This is a genomic window from Camelimonas sp. ID_303_24 (genome assembly GCF_053543495.1).
On the sequence record NZ_JBLLJM010000005.1, the window covers coordinates 235,267 to 256,660 of the forward strand.

The 21,394-nt window shown below is 65.6% G+C and carries 19 protein-coding genes; 11 read left to right on the forward strand and 8 right to left on the reverse strand.

The features are described from left to right. The first annotated feature begins 428 nt into the window (after positions 1-428). Complete coding sequence (locus tag ACERNI_RS06735) at positions 429-914, forward strand: MucR family transcriptional regulator (protein ID WP_448832506.1); 486 nt, start codon at positions 429-431, stop codon at positions 912-914. Between the two features lie 1,208 nt (positions 915-2,122). Next, complete coding sequence (locus tag ACERNI_RS06740; RefSeq protein WP_448832507.1) at positions 2,123-3,049, forward strand: MBL fold metallo-hydrolase; 927 nt, start codon at positions 2,123-2,125, stop codon at positions 3,047-3,049. A gap of 239 nt (positions 3,050-3,288) precedes the next feature. Here the strand turns inward: ACERNI_RS06740 and ACERNI_RS06745 are convergent, their stop codons facing one another. Both ACERNI_RS06745 and ACERNI_RS06750 read right to left on the reverse strand, forming a co-directional pair. Beyond that, positions 3,289-4,047: a DUF1499 domain-containing protein gene (locus ACERNI_RS06745; RefSeq protein ID WP_448832831.1), complete on the reverse strand. Its 759-nt coding sequence runs from the start codon at positions 4,045-4,047 to the stop codon at positions 3,289-3,291. 150 nt (positions 4,048-4,197) lie between these two features. Next, positions 4,198-5,826: a long-chain-fatty-acid--CoA ligase gene (locus ACERNI_RS06750; protein ID WP_448832508.1), complete on the reverse strand. Its 1,629-nt coding sequence runs from the start codon at positions 5,824-5,826 to the stop codon at positions 4,198-4,200. 248 nt (positions 5,827-6,074) lie between these two features. Here ACERNI_RS06750 and ACERNI_RS06755 point away from each other — a divergent pair, with 248 nt between their 5' ends. Then, the gene (locus ACERNI_RS06755; protein WP_448832832.1) at positions 6,075-6,485 is read left to right on the forward strand and encodes a MarR family winged helix-turn-helix transcriptional regulator; all 411 of its coding nucleotides are present in this window, start codon (positions 6,075-6,077) and stop codon (positions 6,483-6,485) included. On the opposite strand, the gene ACERNI_RS06760 is transcribed toward ACERNI_RS06755, so the two are convergent. Together ACERNI_RS06760 and ACERNI_RS06765 are read right to left on the reverse strand one after the other, a co-directional pair. After that, positions 6,482-7,489 carry an endonuclease/exonuclease/phosphatase family protein gene (locus ACERNI_RS06760; RefSeq protein ID WP_448832509.1) on the reverse strand — a complete coding sequence of 336 codons (1,008 nt, stop codon included), beginning with the start codon at positions 7,487-7,489 and terminating at the stop codon, positions 6,482-6,484. The two genes, ACERNI_RS06755 and ACERNI_RS06760, sit on opposite strands and share 4 nt — an antisense overlap. A 174-nt stretch (positions 7,490-7,663) precedes the next feature. Further along, positions 7,664-8,068, reverse strand: coding sequence for a GFA family protein (locus ACERNI_RS06765; RefSeq protein ID WP_448832510.1), 405 nt, complete (start codon positions 8,066-8,068; stop codon positions 7,664-7,666). A 186-nt stretch (positions 8,069-8,254) separates the two neighbouring features. On the opposite strand from ACERNI_RS06765, the gene ACERNI_RS06770 reads away from it, so the two are divergent. Both ACERNI_RS06770 and ACERNI_RS06775 read left to right on the forward strand, forming a co-directional pair. Continuing rightward, entirely contained in the window at positions 8,255-9,721 is a 1,467-nt protein-coding gene (locus ACERNI_RS06770) for an amidase (protein ID WP_448832511.1), read from the forward strand. Between the two features lie 379 nt (positions 9,722-10,100). Beyond that, a complete protein-coding gene (locus tag ACERNI_RS06775; RefSeq protein ID WP_448832512.1) occupies positions 10,101-11,471 on the forward strand; it encodes an aspartate aminotransferase family protein in 1,371 nt (456 codons plus the stop codon). Between the two features lie 112 nt (positions 11,472-11,583). On the opposite strand, the gene ACERNI_RS06780 is transcribed toward ACERNI_RS06775, so the two are convergent. Beyond that, positions 11,584-12,501 carry a DnaJ C-terminal domain-containing protein gene (locus ACERNI_RS06780; RefSeq protein WP_448832513.1) on the reverse strand — a complete coding sequence of 306 codons (918 nt, stop codon included), beginning with the start codon at positions 12,499-12,501 and terminating at the stop codon, positions 11,584-11,586. Between the two features lie 487 nt (positions 12,502-12,988). Further along, entirely contained in the window at positions 12,989-13,459 is a 471-nt protein-coding gene (locus ACERNI_RS06785) for an RT0821/Lpp0805 family surface protein (RefSeq protein WP_448832514.1), read from the reverse strand. Between the two features lie 398 nt (positions 13,460-13,857). Here ACERNI_RS06785 and pdxH point away from each other — a divergent pair, with 398 nt between their 5' ends. From pdxH to ACERNI_RS06805, 4 genes are all read left to right on the forward strand, one after another. Continuing rightward, positions 13,858-14,475, forward strand: a complete 618-nt coding sequence (gene pdxH, locus ACERNI_RS06790; protein ID WP_448832515.1) for a pyridoxamine 5'-phosphate oxidase — start codon at positions 13,858-13,860, stop codon at positions 14,473-14,475. A 52-nt stretch (positions 14,476-14,527) separates the two neighbouring features. After that, a complete protein-coding gene (locus tag ACERNI_RS06795; protein ID WP_448832516.1) occupies positions 14,528-15,061 on the forward strand; it encodes an NUDIX hydrolase in 534 nt (177 codons plus the stop codon). 29 nt (positions 15,062-15,090) lie between these two features. Next, a complete protein-coding gene (locus ACERNI_RS06800; RefSeq protein ID WP_448832517.1) occupies positions 15,091-15,618 on the forward strand; it encodes a TIGR02301 family protein in 528 nt (175 codons plus the stop codon). Positions 15,619-15,974: 356 nt separating this feature from the next. Next, complete coding sequence (locus ACERNI_RS06805) at positions 15,975-16,229, forward strand: hypothetical protein (protein ID WP_448832518.1); 255 nt, start codon at positions 15,975-15,977, stop codon at positions 16,227-16,229. 529 nt (positions 16,230-16,758) lie between these two features. Here the strand turns inward: ACERNI_RS06805 and ACERNI_RS06810 are convergent. Together ACERNI_RS06810 and ACERNI_RS06815 are read right to left on the reverse strand one after the other, a co-directional pair. Then, positions 16,759-16,986, reverse strand: a complete 228-nt coding sequence (locus tag ACERNI_RS06810; protein WP_448832519.1) for a hypothetical protein — start codon at positions 16,984-16,986, stop codon at positions 16,759-16,761. A gap of 233 nt (positions 16,987-17,219) precedes the next feature. Then, on the reverse strand, positions 17,220-19,154 hold the full coding sequence (locus tag ACERNI_RS06815; RefSeq protein WP_448832520.1) for a potassium transporter Kup: 1,935 nt from the start codon (positions 19,152-19,154) through the stop codon (positions 17,220-17,222). Positions 19,155-19,623: 469 nt separating this feature from the next. On the opposite strand from ACERNI_RS06815, the gene fabI reads away from it, so the two are divergent. Next, a complete protein-coding gene (fabI, locus tag ACERNI_RS06820) occupies positions 19,624-20,454 on the forward strand; it encodes an enoyl-ACP reductase FabI (RefSeq protein WP_448832521.1) in 831 nt (276 codons plus the stop codon). 8 nt (positions 20,455-20,462) lie between these two features. Then, positions 20,463-21,170 (forward strand): histidine phosphatase family protein, encoded by a 708-nt coding sequence (locus ACERNI_RS06825; protein ID WP_448832522.1) that lies wholly within the window; start codon positions 20,463-20,465, stop codon positions 21,168-21,170. The last annotated feature ends 224 nt before the right edge of the window (positions 21,171-21,394 follow it).

Below are 21,394 nucleotides of genomic sequence, written 5' to 3' on the forward strand. Positions count from 1 at the left end.
TTAAACCCGCGCGGCGTTTGAGCAATTGAGGAACGGGAATGCGCCAGTAATTCGCCCCCTGGCGCCGGTCACCCCGCACCCGGCAACAACAAAGCCCCCTGTCGCCGCCCCCGTCGCCCCCCTGTGGCCGCCCTTGTGGCCGCGCCAGCAAGCGCCCGGAGTAAACATCGCGCAAATTTGCCAGAAGGCGAACGAAAACTTTACGCACGGAATAAAAGTTACGCACGTAAAGTTGACATGCTAATATTCGCAACAGCTTAATAACAAAATAAATTCAGAATTCTGCCAAATTTCAGTTGTCTGGCTCCAGGAAAAGCCCTACGGCCCCAACCGTTGCAACAATTAAATCATTCAAGGCCCCACATCGCGCCACATACCGGCGTAATTGCGAGAATTCGCGGGCGTCTATATTTTTTTGGAGCAAGCGCATGTCACAAGCAGAAGCTGAACCCAGCCTCATCAATCTTACAGCGCGTATTGTAGCAGCCTATATCCAGAACAATGCGATCGACCGGTCGCAAGTTACCGAGATCATCAATTCAGTTCATGCATCGCTTAACAAAATATCTGGAACAAAACAGGATGCGCCAGAGCAACAAAAACCAGCGGTTCCAATTCGAAATTCCATTACGCCAGATTATATTATCTGCCTTGAGGACGGCAAAAAATTCAAGATCATGAAGCGACACCTGACGACGGTGTATGGCATGACCCCAACCGAATACAGAAGAAAGTGGAATTTGCCGCCTGACTATCCAATGGTCGCCCCGAATTACGCAAGATCCCGATCGGAATATGCCCGGGAAAAACAACGCCACACGGCGGTCATTCATAATCTCAAGGCGGGAACGCGCGCCAGAGGAAGAGCGCTCGCACGTGAACATGCCCTGCCTGTCATCGTGCGGCCCAGTTGATCACACTGCGCGCACAGGGCAGATCATCTTCCCGGCGCCAGACTGGCCCTCGCGCTCCCCTTGCGCCTGGAAGCGTCCCCAATTCAATCGGAACAGCCGACACAACCGGATCCGGACCGGTTGATGACGCAGACTCCACATGTGAGCGGCAGCTGGCCAATAGAAGTGGCAACCGTCAACCAGCTGCGCCTCCGCGCACGATTCCCAAGCATGCACGCAATGTACATATGCTTTGCTGGTAGCCAGAGATCGCGCGTGGACTATGTATTTTTTGAAAAATTATAATTATACGCAGATAAATATACTATAATTCCTGAACCAGAACAGGACGGCGCATACGTTCAGTCCGCCCTGTCAATTCGACAATAACCTGCCGTCTATTGCGCGCGTGAATATCACCTGCCAGCAATATCACCTGCCAGCGCCCAACCACGAAGAACCTGGCGCATCTGTCACCGGCAAACCGCGAACCTGCGTGATGCATGTCCTTGCAAGATATGCGGCTTGCAGCACGAGCTTCATCAAACCCCAATGAGCCCGGCTCATTGGGGTTTGATCTGCGAGTCTGCACCGGGATGTAGCGGCGGAGCGCCGCGTAGTGTTTTCGCCTCTCGCCACACAATGCGTTGCCACATGGCAGTCGCAACCGGCATCCGTTGACATCTGCAATGCAGGCTACGCCAGGAAGCCACAGCATCGCTCCGTCCAACAGATCGGCGCCAGCCCGGTCGCTCCGCGCCTGGCAGACGTTGCCAATCCGGCATGAGCGATCGCCTCCGGTCCCACGGCGCATGGCCCCAGTGGACATGATCACAGCGGACATGGCCCCAACGCACATGGTTCCAGCCCATATCGACCCGGTCGATATGGGCTCCAGCAGACTTGGGCTCAGCAGACTTGGGCTCAGCAGGTATGGGCTCAGCAGGTATGAACCCCGATTGAGCATGAAACCCGAGTGGGCATGAACCCCATGCACGCAGGCGCTCGTCGCCGCGGTTCCGGGCGCCAGCTGCAACGGGTTTTTCCGCGCTTCACCTCTCCCCTGCCCTTTCGGGCTCTGGCGATCATCGCAAGGCTGCGCTACTTGATAGGCAGCAGAAGGGTTGCCGCGAAAGCCATGCGCTTTTGCGCGTCGAGCTTTGACAAACCAAAAAGACAGAGCGTCTTCGCCGCCTGCATCCAGCGGAAGCGCTCCGGGAGACCGCGAGATGGCCCAACAGACGTCAGGGGAAGCGCCCTTTATCAAGGAGTTTGATATTCCTGCCGGCGTCGTCATGGAACTCAGCCCCCTCGTCCGGCGGGTTCTTGTCGACAACCCGGGCCCCTACACGTTCCGGGGCACCAACACCTATATCGTGGGGCGGGGGCGCATCGCCGTCATTGACCCGGGCCCGGTGAACGATGCGCATCTGCAGGCCATCCTTGCGGCAACGCAGGGCGAAACCATCACCGATGTGGTGATCACCCATACCCACAGGGATCACTCGCCTGGGGCCGGGCCGCTCGTGGCCGCGACCGGCGCGCGCCTGGTTGGCTGCGGCCCGCACCGCCCCTCCCGCCCCCTGGGCGAAGGCGAAGGAACCAGCCTCGACGCCAGCGCTGATCTGGATTACGCGCCGGACCTGATCCTCGCCGACGGCGACTCGATTTCCGGGCCCGGCTGGACCCTGACCGCCATCGAGACGCCCGGTCATTGCCTCAACCATCTGGCCTTCGCCCTGCCGGAGGAAAACGGCCTGTTTTCCGGCGATCACGTCATGGGCTGGTCAACCACCATCGTCGCCCCGCCCGACGGCTCCATGTCCGATTACATGGCCTCGCTGGAAAAACTGCGCGGCCGGTCGGAAGCCGTGTACTGGCCGGGACACGGCGCGCCGATCGCCGATCCGCAGCGGCTGGTGCGCGGCCTGCTTGTCCACCGTCGCCAGCGGGAAAACGCCATTCTGGCCCGGTTGACCGAAGGTGATGAAACCATCGACCAGATCGTCCCGCGCCTCTACGACGGCCTGCCGCCCGAACTGATCAGCGCCGCCGGCCTGTCGGTTTTCGCCCATCTGGAAGATCTGGCCAATCGCGGCAAGGTCGTCACCGACGGCGCCCCGAAACTCAAGGGCCGTTACCGCCTGGCGTCGTGAGCCCCCCGGCTGGCGGCGCGGGCATCAGCCCCGCCATCGGCCGGCGCCCCCCAACCTTGCAGGTCGCGGATATCCCATCAATTTCACGGCCTGGGGCATTCCAGCTTCCGGCAAGCCCGGATCGCCGGGAGCGCCCCACCCTGGCGCATGGTGCGGACAGGCAGGCGTCGCCTGTCCGCGAAAAGCATGCGAAGCTAAAATGATGGCGAAGGCGCGATTCCGCTTCAACGCATCCCGCCCTATCCCTCATCGACCGTCTGCACCGCTTCATGCAGGTCCAGCACCCGTTGCACGCCCGAACCCGGGCTGTAACGGCCGAAGACGGACACCACCCGCACATCCAGTTGCGCCCCATCTGCTGTCGGGCGCACCCGGACGGCGACATATTGCGGGAAGCGCAGCAGATCGCTTCTGGCGACAGCCTCGAACTGACCGCCGCCATCTGGCGCGACTGTCGCGTCAGTCAGCGTCCAGCCAAGCGAGCGCGCCGCCATTTCAGCGGCCTTCAGCGCGTCGGCCGGTTGCTGGTCCAGAAACAGCGGCAGGGCCATAAGGCGCGCCTGGTCGGCCGCGGGCCGCTGGACCGGCGGCGCCGGCGGCGGCATCAAGCCGCCGCGCCCCGCCACCGCCGTGGCCGTGGTGGCGAAAGCCGGAGGTGAAAACACATCGGTTGAAATGTCCGTCTGGTCAGGCGCCCGCCAGATTTGCGCGCCGAGAATGACCGGCCAGGCCAGAGCCAGACAGCTGAGAACAAGTCCATGCATGGCGGATGCGGCGCCCCGCAACCCCTGCCGCCACACCACGACAAGCCCGGTGATCGCCAGCAAAAGGGCAATGGCTGAAAGCACCCAGCCCGCGCAGATCACCGCGATCGCCGGCAAGGGCCCGACCTCGCCGAACCGCGCCGCCAGAACGCCGCCAATCGTGACGAACAGGCCAAACCAGGCCAGCTTTGGCGCAAAACCACCAGCGCGCGTCCGCGCTTCCGTCAGACGCATCCGCTTCAAGCCCTGTTCTCCATTGCTCAACAGTGATTAACGCCCGCCCCACGGCGCGGCGCGCTGGCGCGCGGGATGGAACGCGTGAACCGGAGGGTGGCTGCGCCGCCCGCCGCCTGTCAACAGCACGGCGGGGTCGGCGCGTCCACTTCAGGCCGTGGGCAGACGGTAATTCGCGAACTGTTCGCGTAGCTCCATTTTCTGGATCTTGCCGGTGGCGGTATGCGGAATTCCATCCACAAACGCCACGTCGTCGGGCATCCACCATTTGGCGATCTTGCCGTCCATCCAGGCCAGGATGTCCGCCTTCTCCGGCGTCCGCCCCTCCTTGCGCACGATCACCAGCAGCGGCCGCTCGTCCCATTTGGGGTGAGCAACGCCAATCACCGCCGCCTCGGCGACATCAGGATGGCCGACCGCCAGATTCTCGATGTCGATGGAGGAAATCCACTCGCCGCCTGACTTGATGACGTCCTTGGCGCGATCGGTGATCTGCATGGAGCCATACGGATCAATGGTCGCCACGTCGCCTGTGTCGAAAAAGCCATCCGCGTCAAGAATTTCACCACCTTCGTTGCGGAAGTAGGCGCTCGCCACGGCCGGGCCGCGGGTCTTCAGCCGGCCAAAAGTCTTGCCGTCCCACGGCAGGTCCTCGCCAGCGTCATTGGTGATCTTCATTTCCACGCCAAACGGCGCGGCGCCCTGCTTCACCTTCAGGTCGAACAGGGCCTCGCGGTCGAGTTCGCCGTAATCCGGCTTGATCATGCCGCAGCTGCCGATCGGGCTCATCTCGGTCATGCCCCAGGCGTGGCGGACAGAAGCGCCATAGCGGCTCTCGAACGCCTCGATCATCGAGCGCGGGCAGGCCGAACCGCCAATCACCACGCGCTCAAGCGTCGTGGGGCGCAGGTCATTCGCCTCCATGTGCTGCAGCAGCATCAGCCAGACCGTCGGCACGGCGGCGGTAATGGTCACCTTGCCGTGCTCCAGCAATTCATACACCGAGGCGCCGTCCAGCTTCATGCCGGGCATGACCATGCGCGCGCCGGACATCGGGCCCGAGAAGGCCAGGGACCAGCTGTTGGCGTGGAACATCGGCACGATTGGCAGCACCGTGTCGCGCGCCGACAGGCCCAGCACGTCCGGCGCCATGCACATCATGGCGTGCAGCACGTTGGAGCGGTGGGAGTAGACCACGCCCTTGGGATTGCCGGTGGTGCCGGAGGTATAGCACATGCCGGCGGCGGCGTTCTCATCAACGCGGACCCAGGCGAAATCGCCGTCAACTTCGTTGATCCAGTCCTCATAGGCGATCGCGCCGCGCAGGCTGGTCTGCGGCATGTGGGCCGCGTCGGTCAGCACGATGAAGCGCCGCACGGTCGGAATCCGGTCCTGCAACTTCTCCATCAGGCCGACAAAGGTCAGATCCAGGAACAGCAGCCGGTCTTCGGCGTGATTGGCGATATAGGCGAGCTGATCCTCGAACAGGCGCGGATTGAGCGTGTGGTAAACCGCGCCGACGCCGGTGACGCCATACCAGACTTCCATGTGGCGCCATGTGTTCCACGCCAGCGTGGCAATCCGGTCGCCAGGGTTCACGCCTTCCTTCGCCAGGCGTTGGGCCACCTTGAGCGAGCGGGCGCGGATATCCGCATAAGTCGTCGTATGAAACGGTCCCTCGATCGCGCGCGTGATCACTTCGCGGTTCGCATGTTGTATCGCCGCGTGATCAATGATCCGGTGTATCAACAGCGGCCAATCCTGCATCAGACCCAGCACGTTCGTCCTCCCGTCCATGTTTTTTACGGCCGCGCGCCGGCTACAGGTTCTGGTTCGCGCCCGACAGAACCGATCATCGTCCAGGCGCGCCCGATTGCAATGGTTTATGTGTAAACATGTGTGCTGGTAAGAAGCCGGCTGGCGACATGGGTCGCGACGGAGCCATGCGACAGCACCTGGAGGCGACAGTGAACGCGTCAATTGAACCGCTTCCCGGCCCGGCGAGCGCGGATGAAGCGGCGGACATCATGAAAGTCTGGCTGCGCTTCGTGCGACTCAACCGGCGGCTCTACGCGGCGATCACCGCCGAGTTGCGCGACATTGCCCTGTCGGTGCCGCAGTTCGACGTGCTCTCCACCCTGTCGGAACGTGAAGGACTGAGCCAGCAGGAACTGGCCGACCGCCTTTATGTCACCAAGGGCAACGTCTCCGGCCTGGTTGACCGGCTGGTGCGCGGCGGCTTCGCCGAACGCCGCGCCCTGCCCGGCGACAGGCGCAGCCATGCGCTCTATCTCACCGCGCAGGGGCGCGAGGTGGTCGCCCGCGGCCTTGCCATCCAGCGCGCCTATGTGGACCAGACCCTTGGCCGCCTCCCCGCCAGCGACATCGCGGCTCTTGATCGCATCCAGCGCGCGTGGCGCAACACGCTGCCTGATTAGAGCGCGGCGGTTTGCGAGCTGGCGGGCGGCGTCGAGAAATCGAGCCGCACCGGCAGATGGTCCGAACCGACGTGGTCCAGCGTCACAAGACGCGGCGCAATGATGTCGCGGCTGACCAGAATCTGGTCGATCGGCAGGCCAAGATATGGCCTCAACGCGGCCGGCAATCTCCACGTAAACCAGGTGACTCTGGCGCTACCCATGGCGCGCGCGCTGGCCGCGACCTCCACCTGCCGCACCGTATGGCTCCACGGCGTGGCGTTGAAATCGCCGGCGATAATGCGCGGGCCGCGCAGTTTTTCCAGCTCCGGCCTGATCTGACGCAGGTTCCGCTGCTGGGCGAACGGCCACGGCCATTCGAGATGCAACGACGCCACGCGCACCACCACTCCGCCCAGATTGACCGGCGCGATCGCCATCAGGCCATCGCCGGCGCAGCCTGGCGCCGTGGGAGCGGCGTGGTCAGCGCCGCTTTCCTGACGTGAGCCGTTGTCCCACCGGAACGGATGGCGGGACAGCAGGCCTACCGCCATGACGCCCGACGCCCTGGGGCAATGCAGGCGATGGGGATATGCCGCCGCCAGCCTGTCGAGCCACGGCGCCCAGTGCGCGCCGCCCTCCTGATAGGCAATAATGTCCGGGTTCTCGCGCGCGATCATGTCGAGGAGGCGCTCCGGCGTCCGGTTGTCGAAACGCAGGTTGATCTGGATCAGCCGGTAACGCCCGCCCGCCGCCTGCGCATCCTGTCCGCCCGGCTGGTTGAACGCGCCGAAAGTGGTGGCAAACGCCGCCGCCGCCAGCAGCACGAGCGCCGCCCCGCCGCGCCGCCGGGCGGTGAACAGCAGCGGCAGGGCCAGCAGCGCCGTCAACACGGCCAGATGCGTCCGGAAATGCGCGAAGGAATCGAAGGCCGGATGCAGCCCGCCGGCGAACCCCAGCGCCAGCGGCGCGGCGACCAGTCCGGCGATCACCAGCAAAAGCAACGGAAGGTGTTTGTTGGACATGGTCAGCAGCCGGGGTTGAGGACGAAAGGTCGGAGCGGCCAGAACGGCGGGGACGAGGCAACAGGCAACAGGCCGGACCCTGCGCGAACCGCCGGCCTCCAGCCAGTCGCCGCGCCTTGCCGCCCGCGCAGTGGATGCTGGCGCCGCAGGCGCAACGCCCTGGAGTGACTGGCGTCAGGCCGGCGGGCCTTCGGCATGCTGCGGCAAGCCATCATCCAGACAGAGCCAGCGCTGCATGTCGGACGTCCAGATGTGCTCCGAGGGCCTGAACGCATCCGGGTCATCGAGACTACCCAACGCCAGCCCGATCGTGCCAGCGCTCGCCCGTTCAGAAAACAGGGTGGAGCCGCAGGCGCCGCAAAACCCTCGCCGGATGCCCGCGCCACCGTCGTACCACTGCACCGGGCCGCTGATCCGCACGGAGGCGAGCGGCGCCATGAGCCGCGCGTAAAAGGAGGAGCCGGTCGCCTTTTGACAGCGGCGGCAATGGCAGGCGCGGATATTGATGGGCGCGCACGTACATGCATAGCGGCATTGCCCACACAGACAGCCGCCTTCAATTGTCCCGGTTTCACTCATGTGGTTCGCCCCCTCCTGGACATGCGCATGACAACCGCAGCCTTGCGCCACTGTGCAAAATCCAGCTTCAGCCAGGCCGCATCGCGCCGCGCGCCGCCAACAGTTGCGCAATTTTCTTCTGAATGTATCCATACCCCCGCCCGCCGCACATGCGGGCGACCAAAAATACGGCAACGGGAGAGCGCCATGGATCTGCTGACAAAATCCGCCAGTGAACAGCTTGCTGCGCTGGCGCGCGGCGAAACCACGGCGGTTGACCTGCTGGAGAAGACCCTGGAGCGCGTGGCGGCCCTCAACCCCGGGCTCAACGCCGTGGTCGCCATGGATGTGGAAGGCGCCCGCGCCGCCGCCCGCGCCAGCGACGCCCGCCGCGCCGCCGGCAAGGCCCTGCCGCTCGACGGCCTGCCGGTCACCATCAAGGATTCGTTCGCCGTGAAGGGCATGCCGGCCACGGCCGGCGCGCCGCCACTGAAGGATTATGTTCCGGAAGAAGACGCCGCCGCCATCGCCCGGCTGCGCAATGCCGGCGCGGTGGTTTTCGGCAAGAGCAATGTCCCGGCCTTCACCAGCGACTGGCAGGCGTTCAACGCGGTTTACGGAACCACCAACAACCCGTGGGATGTCGCCCGCAGCCCTGGCGGCTCGTCTGGCGGCGCGGCGGCGGCCACCGCCACCGGCATGTCGTCATTTGAATGGGGCTCGGATATTGGCGGCTCGATCCGCTGGCCGGCCCATTGCTGCGGCCTGTTCGGCCACAAATCCACCTGGGATCTGGTCCCGATGCGCGGCCACATTCCGCCGGCGCCGGGAACCGCGAACCATAATCCGGACCTGGGCGTCGGCGGGCCCATCGCCCGCTCGGCCGCCGACCTCGATCTGGTCCTGTCGCTGACCGCCGGCTCTGACTCGCCCAATGGCGCGCTGGCCAGGCTGGAGCCGCCGCGCCGGACGACGCCACAGGGCCTGCGCGTCGCCGTGTGGCTGAACGAGGCCCAGGCGCCGGTTTCCGCCGCGGTGGCGGCGGCGGTGAATGCCGCGGCCCGCAGCCTCGCCGACGCGGGCGCGACCGTCGATGAAAACGCCCGGCCGGATTTCGATTTCTTCGAGGCGTTTGAGATCTACGCCCTGATGAACCACGCCATCGCCCTCTCCGCCGTGCCGGAGAAGGCGCGCCAGCGCCTCGCCGACAACGCCGCTTCCTTTGCCGCCGACGACCACAGCCACCAGGCGCAGCAATGCCGGGCCGCCGGCCTCGGCGCCGCCGAATGGCGGGAGCTTGTGGCCCGCCGCGAAAAGCTGAAGCAGGCCTGGAGCCGCTTTTTCGAGAATTACGACGTGGTGTTGATGCCGCCCGCCTCGGTCACCGCCATCGCCCACGACCATGGCAAGGACATCCACGGCCGCCGCATTGACATGGGCGACGGCATCGCCGCGCCCTATTTCAACCTGCTGCACTGGGCCGCCCTGGCCACCGTGGCCCACCTCCCGGCGACGGTTGCGCCTGTGCCGCAAGCCGATGGCGCGCTGCCGGCGGGCGTGCAGATTGTCGGCGCAGAAGGCGCGGACCGCACCACCATCGCGGTCGCCGGCATGCTCGAAAAGCTGAACGGCGGTTTTAACGCGCCGCCCATGGCGCGCGCCATGGCGCGCTGAAAGCTGCGCCTGGCCTGAAGGGCCCCCCAGAAGCCGCGTCGCTCCCGGTTCGCGCCAAAAGCACTTTTCGGGACGACTTTCGGGGCGACCTTCAGGGTGATCTGGCGCCCCGCGCCCTCGATACCCTCTCCTCACCGCGCGCCCTTCCCCAACCCGCCTTCGCCACCGCGTCATGGCCGGAACAAGTCTGGCCATGACGCGGTGGCGGGGGCGGCAACACAAAGGGCGGCGGCAAAGGGCGACAGCAGGGAGCAACTGAGCACCGGCCCCCCCGGGGGGATCTCCCGCTCATGGCGTCCGGCAAGAACTGTGGCAGACTGGGCCCAAAGCTCCGGTCGCCAGGGCCGGAGGCCTGTCAAATTACGGGGAAGGGAGCCGCATGACTGACAATTACGCCGCCCGCGATCTGGCGACCATCGCCCATCCTTACGCCAATCTGGCGACATTGCCCGATCAGGGGCCGGTGGTGATGGAGCGCGGCGAAGGCGTCTATGTCTACGACAGCACCGGCAAGCCCTATCTGGAGGGCATGTCCGGCCTGTGGTGCGCCTCCCTCGGCTTCAGCAACGCCGAACTGGTCGAAGCGGCGCGCGAGCAGATGGCGCGCCTGCCGTTCAACCATCTGTTCGCCGGCCGCAGTCACGACCCGGCCATCGCCCTGGCGGAAAAGCTGAAGGACATGGCGCCGATTCCGGTCTCGCGCGTGTTCTTTTGCAACTCCGGTTCGGAGGCCAACGACACCCAGGTCAAGCTGGTCTGGTACATGAACAATGCGCTGGGCCGCCCCAACAAGAAGAAGATCATCAGCCGCCAGCGCGGCTATCACGGCGTCACCATCGCCAGCGCCTCGCTCACCGGCCTGCCTGGCAACCACGCCGATTTCGACCTGCCCATCGCCGGCATCCTGCACACCGCCTGCCCGCACCATTACCGCTACGCCTATCCGGGCGAGAGCGAGGAAGATTTCGCCACCCGTCTCGCCAATGAACTGGAGGAGATGATCCTGCGCGAGGGGCCGGACACCGTGGCCGCCTTCATCGCCGAGCCGGTGATGGGCGCTGGCGGGGTCATTGTCCCGCCGGCCGGCTATTTCCCGAAAATCCAGGCGGTGCTCGACCGCTACGACGTCTACATGATCGCCGACGAGGTGATCTGCGGCTTCGGCCGGCTTGGCGAAATGTTCGGCTCGCAAGCGCTGGGCATGCGCCCGGACAGCATGTCGCTGGCCAAGGCCCTCTCCGCCGCCTACATGCCGATCAGCGCCGTGCTGATCCCGGAGCGCATGTATCAGGCCATGGTCGACGAGAGCCGCAAGCACGGCGCCTTCTACCATGGCTTCACCTACTCCGGGCACCCGGTGGCGGCCGCCGTGGCGTTGAAAACAATAGAGATTTACGAACGCGACGACATCGTCGGCCATGTGCGCAAGGTCGCGCCTTTGTTCCAGCAACGCCTGCGCGAGTTCAGCGAGCACCCCCTCGTTGGCGAGGCGCGCGGCATGGGGCTGATGGGCGCCCTGGAGCTGGTGGCCGACCGGGAGACGAAAGCCGCTTTCCCGGCCCAGGCCGGCGTTGGCGCCATGTTCACCCGCTATGCGGCGGAGGAAGGACTGATCGCCCGCAGCCTCGGCGATTCCATGGCCCTGTGCCCGCCGCTGATCATCACCGAATCGGAAATCGACCTGCTGTTCGAACGCCTGGCCATCGCTCTCGACCGCACCACGCTTTGGGTGAACAGCACGCTGAAATAGAAACGCCCTCACGCGCAGCAGCGTGAAGGCGCCCTGATGTCAGGTCGCGGCAATGCTGGCGCTCCGCGACCTGACAAGCCCAGGCGCCGCCCTGCCCCCGGATGCGGGCGTCTCAGATGCGGGCGTCCCGGCGTTTCTGCATCAGCGCCGTCAACTCCGGATCGGCCTCTTCCGGCAGACGCACGTCCACGGTGACAATCAGATCGCCGCGCGCGTCGCCCTTGCCGGTAGGGAAGCCCTTGCCGCGCAGGCGCAGACTGCGCCCGCTGCTGGTCATCGCCGGAATGGTCATCGCCACCTCGCCGTCCAGCGTCGGCACCCGCACCTTGCCGCCGAGCACCGCATCCTCCAGATCCACCGGCAGCCGGGCGCGCAGGGTGTCGCCGTCGAGGGTAAAGTGATCGTCCGGGGCGATGCGCACGGTGAGAAGGGCGTCGCCATGCTCGCCGCCAAACGGGCTGGGATCGCCCTGGCCCTTCAGCCGCATCACCTTGCCGTCGCGGATGCCGGCGGGAATGTTCATGTTGACGTCGTTGCCGCTGGGCAGGTGCAGACGTTTCTGCCCACCTTCGGCGGCGTCACGCAGGCTGATGACGATCTCGGCCTCAATGTCGGCGCCGCGCGGCGGCGTGCGGCGGCCGCGCCCCCGCCCGCCCATGGCGTCGCGAAAGGCGTCGCCGAAAATATCCGACGGATCGACCCGGCCGTTCTGGCCAAAGCCAAAGGAGAAGCCCTCGAAGCCCTGGCCGCCGCCAAACCCGCCGCGCCCGCCGGCCCCTGGATGAAACCCTTCAAAGCCCTGGAATTTCGGCTTGCCTTCCGCATCGATCTCGCCGCGATCGAACTGGCCGCGCTTTTCCTTGTCGCCGACGATCTCATAGGCCGCGTTGACTTCCGCGAAGCGCTCCTTGGCCTTCGGGTCCTTGTTGTGGTCCGGATGCCATGTCTTGGCGGCCTTGCGGAACGCCTTCTTGACGTCCGCCTCGCTGGCATCCCGCGCCACGCCAAGAACCTGATAAGGATCACGCATTACCTGTCTGCTCCCGCGCCCGGCAGGGCGTTAATGTTCCAAGCAACTCCATTGACGCGCATACAGCCAATCCGCCCCGCAATCCATCCCGGCCAGTCGCCGCGGCCCCGAAACTGGCGGCGATGCGGCGGGGCCAGACAGCCGCCGGCCTTCCAGCTTCCAGATGGATTACGGCGCTGGACCACAAGGGCGCGCGCATGGTCGCCCATGGCATATGGGCGCCTGTTGCCATTATGCAACTACCAGACTGTCTGGGAAAGCGCGATTTCCCGAAAGCGCGATTTCCGTGCAAATTATCCGGGCTGGCGACGCCAGCAGGCCTTGGGCCGCGTCACCCTGAAGCCAAGCCGGCTCCCGCCGGGCGGCCCGCGGATGCGGGACATGACAAATTGGATAATTAAATCAACTAATTATACAAACGCATCACAGACACCTGCGTTCGCCGCGCCTGCTGGCGTCGCGGGGTGGCGATGCGGGAACCAGAGCGCTAACGCGCGTCCGCCACCTGCTGGCTGGAGGCGATGCGCCAATCCTCGCCTGGCGCCCGGCAGGAGGAGCCCTCGTGACGGCGACTGGTGATCCTGGTTTTCACGTCGGCGACCCACGACCGGCAAACCTCGCCGGCGCGAACGAACGGCAGGCCGGCCGAACGGAAGGCGCCAGAGTGCCCGGTTTCGGGATTGTCCCACCCCGCGCGCTCACCATTGCCGAGCGGATCGAGCGCCACGGACATGGCGTTGTTGGCGCGCCGCCAGTCCTCCTCCGTCAGGCCGGGGGCCAGACGGGTGTCGGCGTCAACCGGCGTGATGGAGCCGGTCACCACTTCGTCCCGGGCCAGTGGCTTGATGGGAATGCTGAAGCCGCATCCAGACAAGGCCAGGCAGACGGCGATGGCGACGCCAGGGCGCATGCAATGCCCCAGCCGGGCGAAAACAGCCTGCGGCCGGGAAAAAGCCATGCGCCCCTCTTCAGAATGTCCAGGATTCCCCAATACGCGACGATCACGTCCTTCGCGAAACGCCCGATGACGCATATAAAGCGCCTGAACGGGCGCATGCGCCCTGGATGTCGCGGAAGACTGCAACGCGAGGTCTCCAACAGGGCGCTTCCCGGCAGGTGGGCGCTGCTTGCACCAGGAAAACGCAAGTTCAGATATGGAGAAAACGCCGGTCCAGCGTGACAGGCGATCACTCCAGGGTTTCAGGCGCCGGCTTTTGCCCCCTCGCAAAGGCCGGACCCGGAAAGACAGGATTGCCGGCGGAGCCGGGAATTCGACGCCTGATGCGCCGCCGATGTGAACCGGGGGCATCGAATATCAGAATTCCACTCCGCCAGGATGGCGAAAGGAGATTGGCCTTGGAACCGTTAATTACCGGTGACTTCACGCAGACAACAGACCCGTTCGCGCTGTTCCGCGTGTGGATGGCGGACGCCTCGGCCTCGGAGCCCAACGACCCCAACGCCATGACCCTGGCCACGGTGGACGCGGATGGTCTGCCGAACGCCCGCATCGTCCTGCTCAAGGGCTTCGACGAGTGCGGCTTCAGCTTCTTCACCAACACGCACAGCGCCAAGGGCCGCGAGCTCGACGGCGCCGGCAAGGCGGCCATCGTCTTCCACTGGAAAAGCCTGCGCCGCCAGGTGCGCGTCCGCGGCCTGATCAGCCGCGTTTCCGACGCCGAGGCCGACGCCTATTACCTTAGCCGCCCCTGGGGCAGCCGCATTGGCGCCTGGGCCAGCGACCAGTCCCGGCCCCTCGCCTCCCGCGAGGATCTGGTCGCCCGCGTCGCCGACGTGGAAAAGCGCCATCCTGAGGGCTCCGAGCTGCCGCGCCCGCCGCACTGGACGGGCTACCGGCTGACGCCGCTCGCCATCGAGTTCTGGCATGACCGCCCTTTCCGTCTGCATGACCGGGTGACCTTCACCCGTCCCGACGAAGCTACGCCGTGGTCGCGGCTGCGCCTGTTCCCATAAGGAGACATGGCTAAGGCGACATGGCGTGCACCCGGCGTGAAGGAGGGCAGGCGTGAAGAGACCTGGCGTGGCTGAATCGCGCGTGGACAGCGCACTCCAGGAGGCGGCGGACAGGCGCTTCCCCATCCGCCCGTTTGTCGCCGCCAGTTGCGCCGTCATCCGCGGCGGCCGGGTCCTGCTGGCGCAGCGGGCCGCGCCGCCGCTGGTCTGGAGCTTTCCCGGCGGCGTCGTGGAGGCCGGCGAAACCCTGGAAGCCGCCGCCTTGCGCGAACTGGCGGAGGAAACCGGCGTGTCAGCCCGCATCATCGGTCTCGCCGGCTATCTGGAACACATCGCGTTCGCCCGGGGCGGCCGCGCGCCGGCGGATTCAGCTGACCCAGCGCTGCGCCATTATGTTATCATGTGCTTCGCCGCCATCTGGACCGGCGGCGACGCGACGGTGAGCCCCGAAGCCCCGGCTGTGGCCTGGGTGACGCCAGACGAGGCGCGCGGCCTGCCGGTGACGGAGAATCTGCTGACCATTCTCGATCAGGCGTTTCGCGTAGCGTCGCATGCGGATACGGCCGGAGCCGGACATACCGGCTGACAAACGCCGGAACTGACGGGCAGGACAAATTGCGAAACCGGTCGACCGAATTTCTCGCCAGCCCACGCTCCTCGCAACCAGCGGTTCACCCCCGTCAGCGCCGGGTGAGCCTCGCGCTGGCGCTGGCGCTGGCCGCCCTGACCAGCCTGGCCGTCCCCCTGGGCATGTCCCAGGCCGCGCAGGCCCAGCCAGACCGGAAAGCCGCGTCTACAGCACCGTCTCCCGCCGTCGCGGCTCCGGCGCCAGCCAGCGCGCCGCCCACCACTGAAAAGAGCATGCTGCGACTCGCTGAAATCATGGGCTCTCTGGCCTGGCTGCGCGGTCTTTGCGGCGCCAGCGACGGCCAATTGTGGCGCGACCGCATGGACGCGCTGATCGCGGCGGAAACCTCGCCGCCAGAGCGCCGCCAACGCCTCGCCGCGGCGTGGAACGACAGCTATCGCGCCTGGAGCCTGTCCTACAAACGCTGTACGCCCTCCGCCGAACTTGCTGTGCAGCGCTACCTGGCCGAAGGCGCCGCGCTCTCCCGCGCGCTCTCGGCCCGCATTGCCCGCTAGAGCCTGTTTTGAGCGCCCCCTGACCGATCAGACGATCCCGCCTGATCGGAAAGCCTTCCAGAATTGCGACTTCCGGCCATCCGCGCCGTCAAATTGCCTGCATTTGGGGGCACTGGAGAAATTTACCGGGCCTCGCAGGCATGTTAACTGTTTGGCAAGAACCTCATGGCGCTGCGATCTCCAGGCGCTATTCTGCCCACGTCAGAGGATACATCAGGCGAACAGGTTGCCGCTTCCCGAGCGAAGCGCGTGATGGCGCGCCAGATGACCAAACCAGATATCAGGCGACCGTGTTCAGGGATGGCCGGTCTTGCCCATGTCCAACTCCACATCCAGCCCCGGCATTCAGGCGCGTGATGAACGATTCGAATTTTGACTACGATCTTGGCGAAGCAAGCGAGGAAAAGCGGGCGGCGCTGAGCTACCTTTCCGAGGCTTTCGCGGAGGCCCAGCTTGATGGGCTGGACGGTGACTGCGTCGCCCACGCGGCGCTGTTCACGGCCTTCCGTGAGCTCGTCGACGCTTATGGCGAGGAAGCCGTCGCCACGTTCGCCGAAAGTCTGCCCGCCCGCGTGCGCAGCGGCGGGTTTTCCACGGTCCGCCGGCACTGACTGGCCGCGCCCGCCATCGCGGCGGGCAAGACGGGTTTCCGCAGCAGGCGTCATCGCAAAGCAGCGCGCGAATTCCGCGGGCTGGTTCCTGACATCACGCAGCCGCCGCAGGCGTCCGCATGGACGCCTGCGGCGGCATCTTGCCTGAAGAAGTCTGCATCCGCCGGGAAAAGGCCATCCTGGGAAAGGCCGCCACTGAAGGCGCGCTTTTCCGTGACGGCAGCCGCAATTGCTCGCGGGGCCGAAGCTACGCGCGGAGCCGCCTCGGCGTGGTTGGGGGCATCCGCGACAGACGCACAGCCGCCCTGTCGCGAGGCGCCGGAGCGCCCGTGACCTGCGAAGCGCAGGCCCGCCGACATTTCAGCGGAGCGCCGCTGCCAAAACCTACTGCAACTCGCCCACGGGCTCTGCCATGAGCCGCCCCGCCCTGTCTGGGCCGCGGGACAAAGCAGCGCCCTGATCTGACCACCTGGGCGCGTCCGCAAATTTCGCGGGCAATCTTAATAGGTAAAATTCGCGGATCAGCAGTTCAGTTGCCGGAGCGTAGCGCCACCGCATCGTCGGCGTCGTGCGGCAAGGTCGCCTCGCAGGGCCGGCGGGCCGCCCTGGCGTCAGCAGGCTTGCGCGGCGCGGAAGCCAGCGCCCCGGCCAGCGCCGGTATGCCAACGGCCCGGAATGTCAGGCCCGCATCGCGCCCGCGTTCTTCCTGACTCACTGCTGCGCGGCGCTCGCCGCGTCCATGCGCTCTTTCAGTCATTGGTCCTGCCCTGCAAGCTCCCAAAACGCGCCCCTTTGGCGCGGTAGCCCCATATGGAGCCCACGAAGCGCGTCAACAATGGGGCCTTTTTTGGCAAATTTTATTGAATTTTCATGGACATGACTAACCGCCCGTTAATGGCGGCCGCCGCCGCGCGGCCAGGCGCCGCCGCCCGCCCCGCCCGGCAGCGCCGCCAGCGGGGCGGCCCGCAAAACCGCCTTGCGGGTCTTGCCTTACAGGGTCACCTGCGTGCCCACCTCGACGACGCGGCCGGTGGGAATCTGGAAGAAGTCCGTGGCGTCAGAGGCGTTCCGCGCCAGGAACATATACATCTTCGATTGCCACAATCGCATGCGCGGATTGGCGCCGATGCGGATCGAGCGGCGCGACACAAAGAATGACGTGGACATGATGTCAAAGCGCCAGCCCTGGCTGCGGGCGATGGCGAGGCCACGCGGCACGTTCGGCGTTTCCGCGTAGCCGAACGCCATGGTGACGCGGCTGAAGCCGTCGCGGATCGGCTCGATGGACACCCGCTCGCTGTCCGGCACCCGCGGCCTGTCGTCGGTAATCACGGTCAGCATGACGTTCTTTTCGTGCAGCACTTTGTTGTGCTTCACGTTGTGCAGCAGCGAGGCCGGCGCGAAATCCGGATCGCTGGTGAGGAACACCGCCGTGCCGCGCACCCTGTGCGGACTGCTCTTGGCCAGGATCTCGACCAGCTCTTCCATCGGCATTTCAGCCTTGCGTGTCTTCTCCAGCACGATGCGGGTGCCGCGCCGCCACACCAGCATCATGGTCATGATGATCGCTGCGACGATGATGGGGAACAGGCCGCCGTGCAGCGCCTTCAGCAGGTTGGCCAGCAGGAAGGTGCTGTCGATAATCAGGAACGGCAGCATGATGACGGCCGCCAGCCACAGCGGACGCTTCCAGTCTTTCCAGATCACCACGAAGGCGAGGATCGCGGTCACCACCATGGTGCCGGTCACCGCCACGCCATAGGCCGCCGCCAGATTGCTGGAGCTGCGGAACAGGCCCACCGACAGCAGCACGCCGGCCAGCAGCAAATAGTTGATGCGGGGCATGTAGATCTGTCCCGCGTGCACGTCCGAGGTGTAACGGATTTCGAGACGCGGCAGCAGGCCGAGTTGGATGGCCTGACGGCTGAGGGAATAGGCGCCGGTAATCACCGCCTGGCCGGCGATGATGGTCGCCAGCGTGGCCATCGCCACCATCGGCGCCAACGCCCAGTCAGGAAACAGCAGGAAGAACGGGTTTTCGATCTTTTCAGGATGCGCCAGCACCAGCGCGCCCTGGCCAAGATAGTTCAGCGCCAGCGCCGGCAACGCCATGAACCAGGTGAAGCGGATCGGGCTGCGGCCGAAATGGCCAAGATCAGCGTACAGGGCTTCGGCGCCGGTGACAGCCAGAAATACAGCGCCGAGAATCGCCAGGCCAATGGCGCCGTTGTGCAGGATGAAATTCACCGCGTATTTCGGGTTCAGGGCCCAGAACACGCCAAGATCATCCTTGATGTGGTAGAGGCCGCCGACAGCCATCAGAAAAAACCACAGCATCATGATCGGGCCGAACAGGCGCGCGACCTGGGCCGTGCCGCGACTTTGCACGAGAAACAACAACAGCAGGATGGCCGTGGTGATCTGCGGCACATAATCGTCCAGCGCCGGCGTCACCAGTTTCAGGCCCTCGACCGCGGACAGCACGGAAATGGCTGGGGAAATAATGGCGTCGCCGTAAAACAGCGCCGCGCCCAACATGCCGAGAAAGATGATGAGGCGGCTGTTGGCGTGTCCCATCGCCCGTTGCGCCAGCGCCATCAGCGAGAGGATGCCGCCCTCGCCGTTATTGTCGGCGCGCAGCAGAATGAAGACGTACTTCACCGTCACCACGAGCATCAGCGCCCAGAGAATCAGGGACAACACCCCAATCACCGATGCGCGGGCGTCGAGGCCGCCTTCCATGCCAACCTTGGCCGCTTCGCGGAACGCGTAGAGCGGGCTGGTGCCGATATCGCCAAACACGACGCCGGCGGCGCCGACCACCAGGGTCCAGAAGCCGGTTTTGGGATCATGCCCGCCTGAGGCGGCGCCATCTGGCGAGCCGGCCGCGCCGCCCGTTTCTTCCTGGCCTTGCATTGCTGACATTAAAATCCCGCCCCTGGACGCAACGCCCGTTATGCGACGCCGGCAATGTGATCAGCCGATCCGTTTGCCAGCGTTTCGCAGATTGCCATCGCGTTGTCAGACAACCGCCATCATTGAGGCGTGCAAATTGGTTTTTCGCAATGGCCTGACGTCATTCTCTCACCAGCTTGTCAAAGTTCGGCGACAGGCTCCTGAGAACCGACTAACGCTGCGCCCGCGCCGGACACATGGCGGAACACACAGCGGCCGGCGGTATAAACCATCCAGAATCTGACGCAAGCTCGGCCGTGGCGACCTGGCGCACCCGGCCAGGGCGCGGCGCGAATGGCCGCCCCGTGAGGCAGCCGGCGCGGGCGCCCCCTGTGAAACAGTGAAGCAATCCGGGCTTCCGTCCCCCGCCCGCGTCGGCTAATGATGCAACGGAAGAAGCGTCGGCGGTTCCGGCGGGCACCAGGGTTCCAGTTTCACCATGGCAGGCAACGTTGCGCAAATCAGTTCCCTCATGGCCGGCAAACGCGGCGTTATCATGGGGTTGGCCAACAACAAATCGATTGCCTGGGGCATTGCCAAAGCGGCGCGTCAGCACGGCGCTGAAATCGCCCTGACCTATCAGGGCGACGCGCTCAAGAAGCGCGTCGAGCCGCTGGCCGCCGAACTTGGCGCCGCCGTGGTGGGCCATTGCGACGTCACCGACGTCGCCACCATCGACGCGGTGTTCGCCGAGGTGGAGAAGCTCTGGGGCAAGATCGATTTCCTCGTCCACGCCATCGCCTTCTCCGACAAGGATGAGCTGACCGGACGCTATCTCGACACCAGCGAAGCCAATTTCACGAAGTCGATGCTGATTTCGTGCTATTCGCTGACCGCGATCGCCCAGCGGGCCGAGAAGCTGATGACCGATGGCGGCTCGATCCTGACGCTGACCTACTACGGCGCCGAGAAGTGGATGCCCCATTACAATGTGATGGGCGTCGCCAAGGCCGCGCTGGAAGCCAGCGTGCGTTACCTCGCCGCCGACCTTGGCCCGCAGCGCATCCGCGTCAACGCCATTTCCGCTGGCCCGATCAAGACCCTGGCCGCTTCCGGCATCGGCGATTTCCGCTACATCCTGAAGTGGAACGAGTACAACTCGCCCATGCGTCGCTCGGTGACCATCGAGGATGTCGGCGAGAGCGCCGCCTATTTCCTCTCCGACATGTCGAAGGGCGTCACCGGCGAAGTGCACCATGTCGACGCTGGCTACCACGTGGTGGGCATGAAGAACCCCGACGCGCCCGACATCGTTCTCAACAAGGAATAAGCCGCCCCGTGGACGCTATCCGGACGCAGGCGACAACCGCCGGGCAGCAGAACGGCGGGCCGCAGGACACAACGCCTGCGGATATGCCGCCGGTTCCCAGAACCCCACCGCGCGGCGTCATCTGGTTCGTCCGCCATGGCGAAACTGACTGGAACGCCGCCGGGCGCTTGCAGGGCCGGCGCGACACGCAGCTGAACCTCACCGGCAAACGCCAGGCGGCGATCGCCGGCCAGCTTCTGCGCGATCTGCTCCCTGACCCCGCTGGCGTGCGCTGGCTGGCCAGCCCCCTGGCCCGCACGTCCCGCACCATGGAAATTCTCCGCCAGACCATGGGGCTGGAGCCTGCGGGCTACCAGACGGACGACCGGCTGGCCGAGATTTCCTTTGGCCGCTGGGAAGGCCACCCCTGGAAAGACATCAAGGCGCGCCACCCCGCCGCCCACGCCGCCCGCAAGGCGGCGCCGTGGACCTATACCCCGCCGGACGGCGAGAGTTACGCCGATGTCGCCGCCCGGCTGGCGCCGGCCATTGCGGCGCTGGACGGCGATGCGGTCATCGTCTCCCACGGCGGCGTCGCCCGGGCGCTGCTGGCCCTGACCTGCGGCTTGCCCCCGGTCGAGGTCGTCCGCCTGCCGGTGTGGCAGGGCCGCGTGCTGCGCATCGACGCCAGCGGCTGGCGCTGGCTGCCGGAAGACGCGCCGCCGGGCCACGGCTGAGTTTTCAGGCGCCACCGCCCGTCGGGGCAGCTGCGCCAACACTGGCGCGCCAATGCCGGCCCCCATCCGCCCCCCCCCTCCTGCTGGCCTCGCTTCGCGTGTTTCTCCTGGCGGGCCTCTTCTGGCCGCCCCCCCTGGCGAATCTCGCTTCGCGCTCATAATCCCCACATTCCGCCCCTGTCGTCGTTCCGTTCATTTTCGTTCATGCGCGGTTCAGGCAGCCA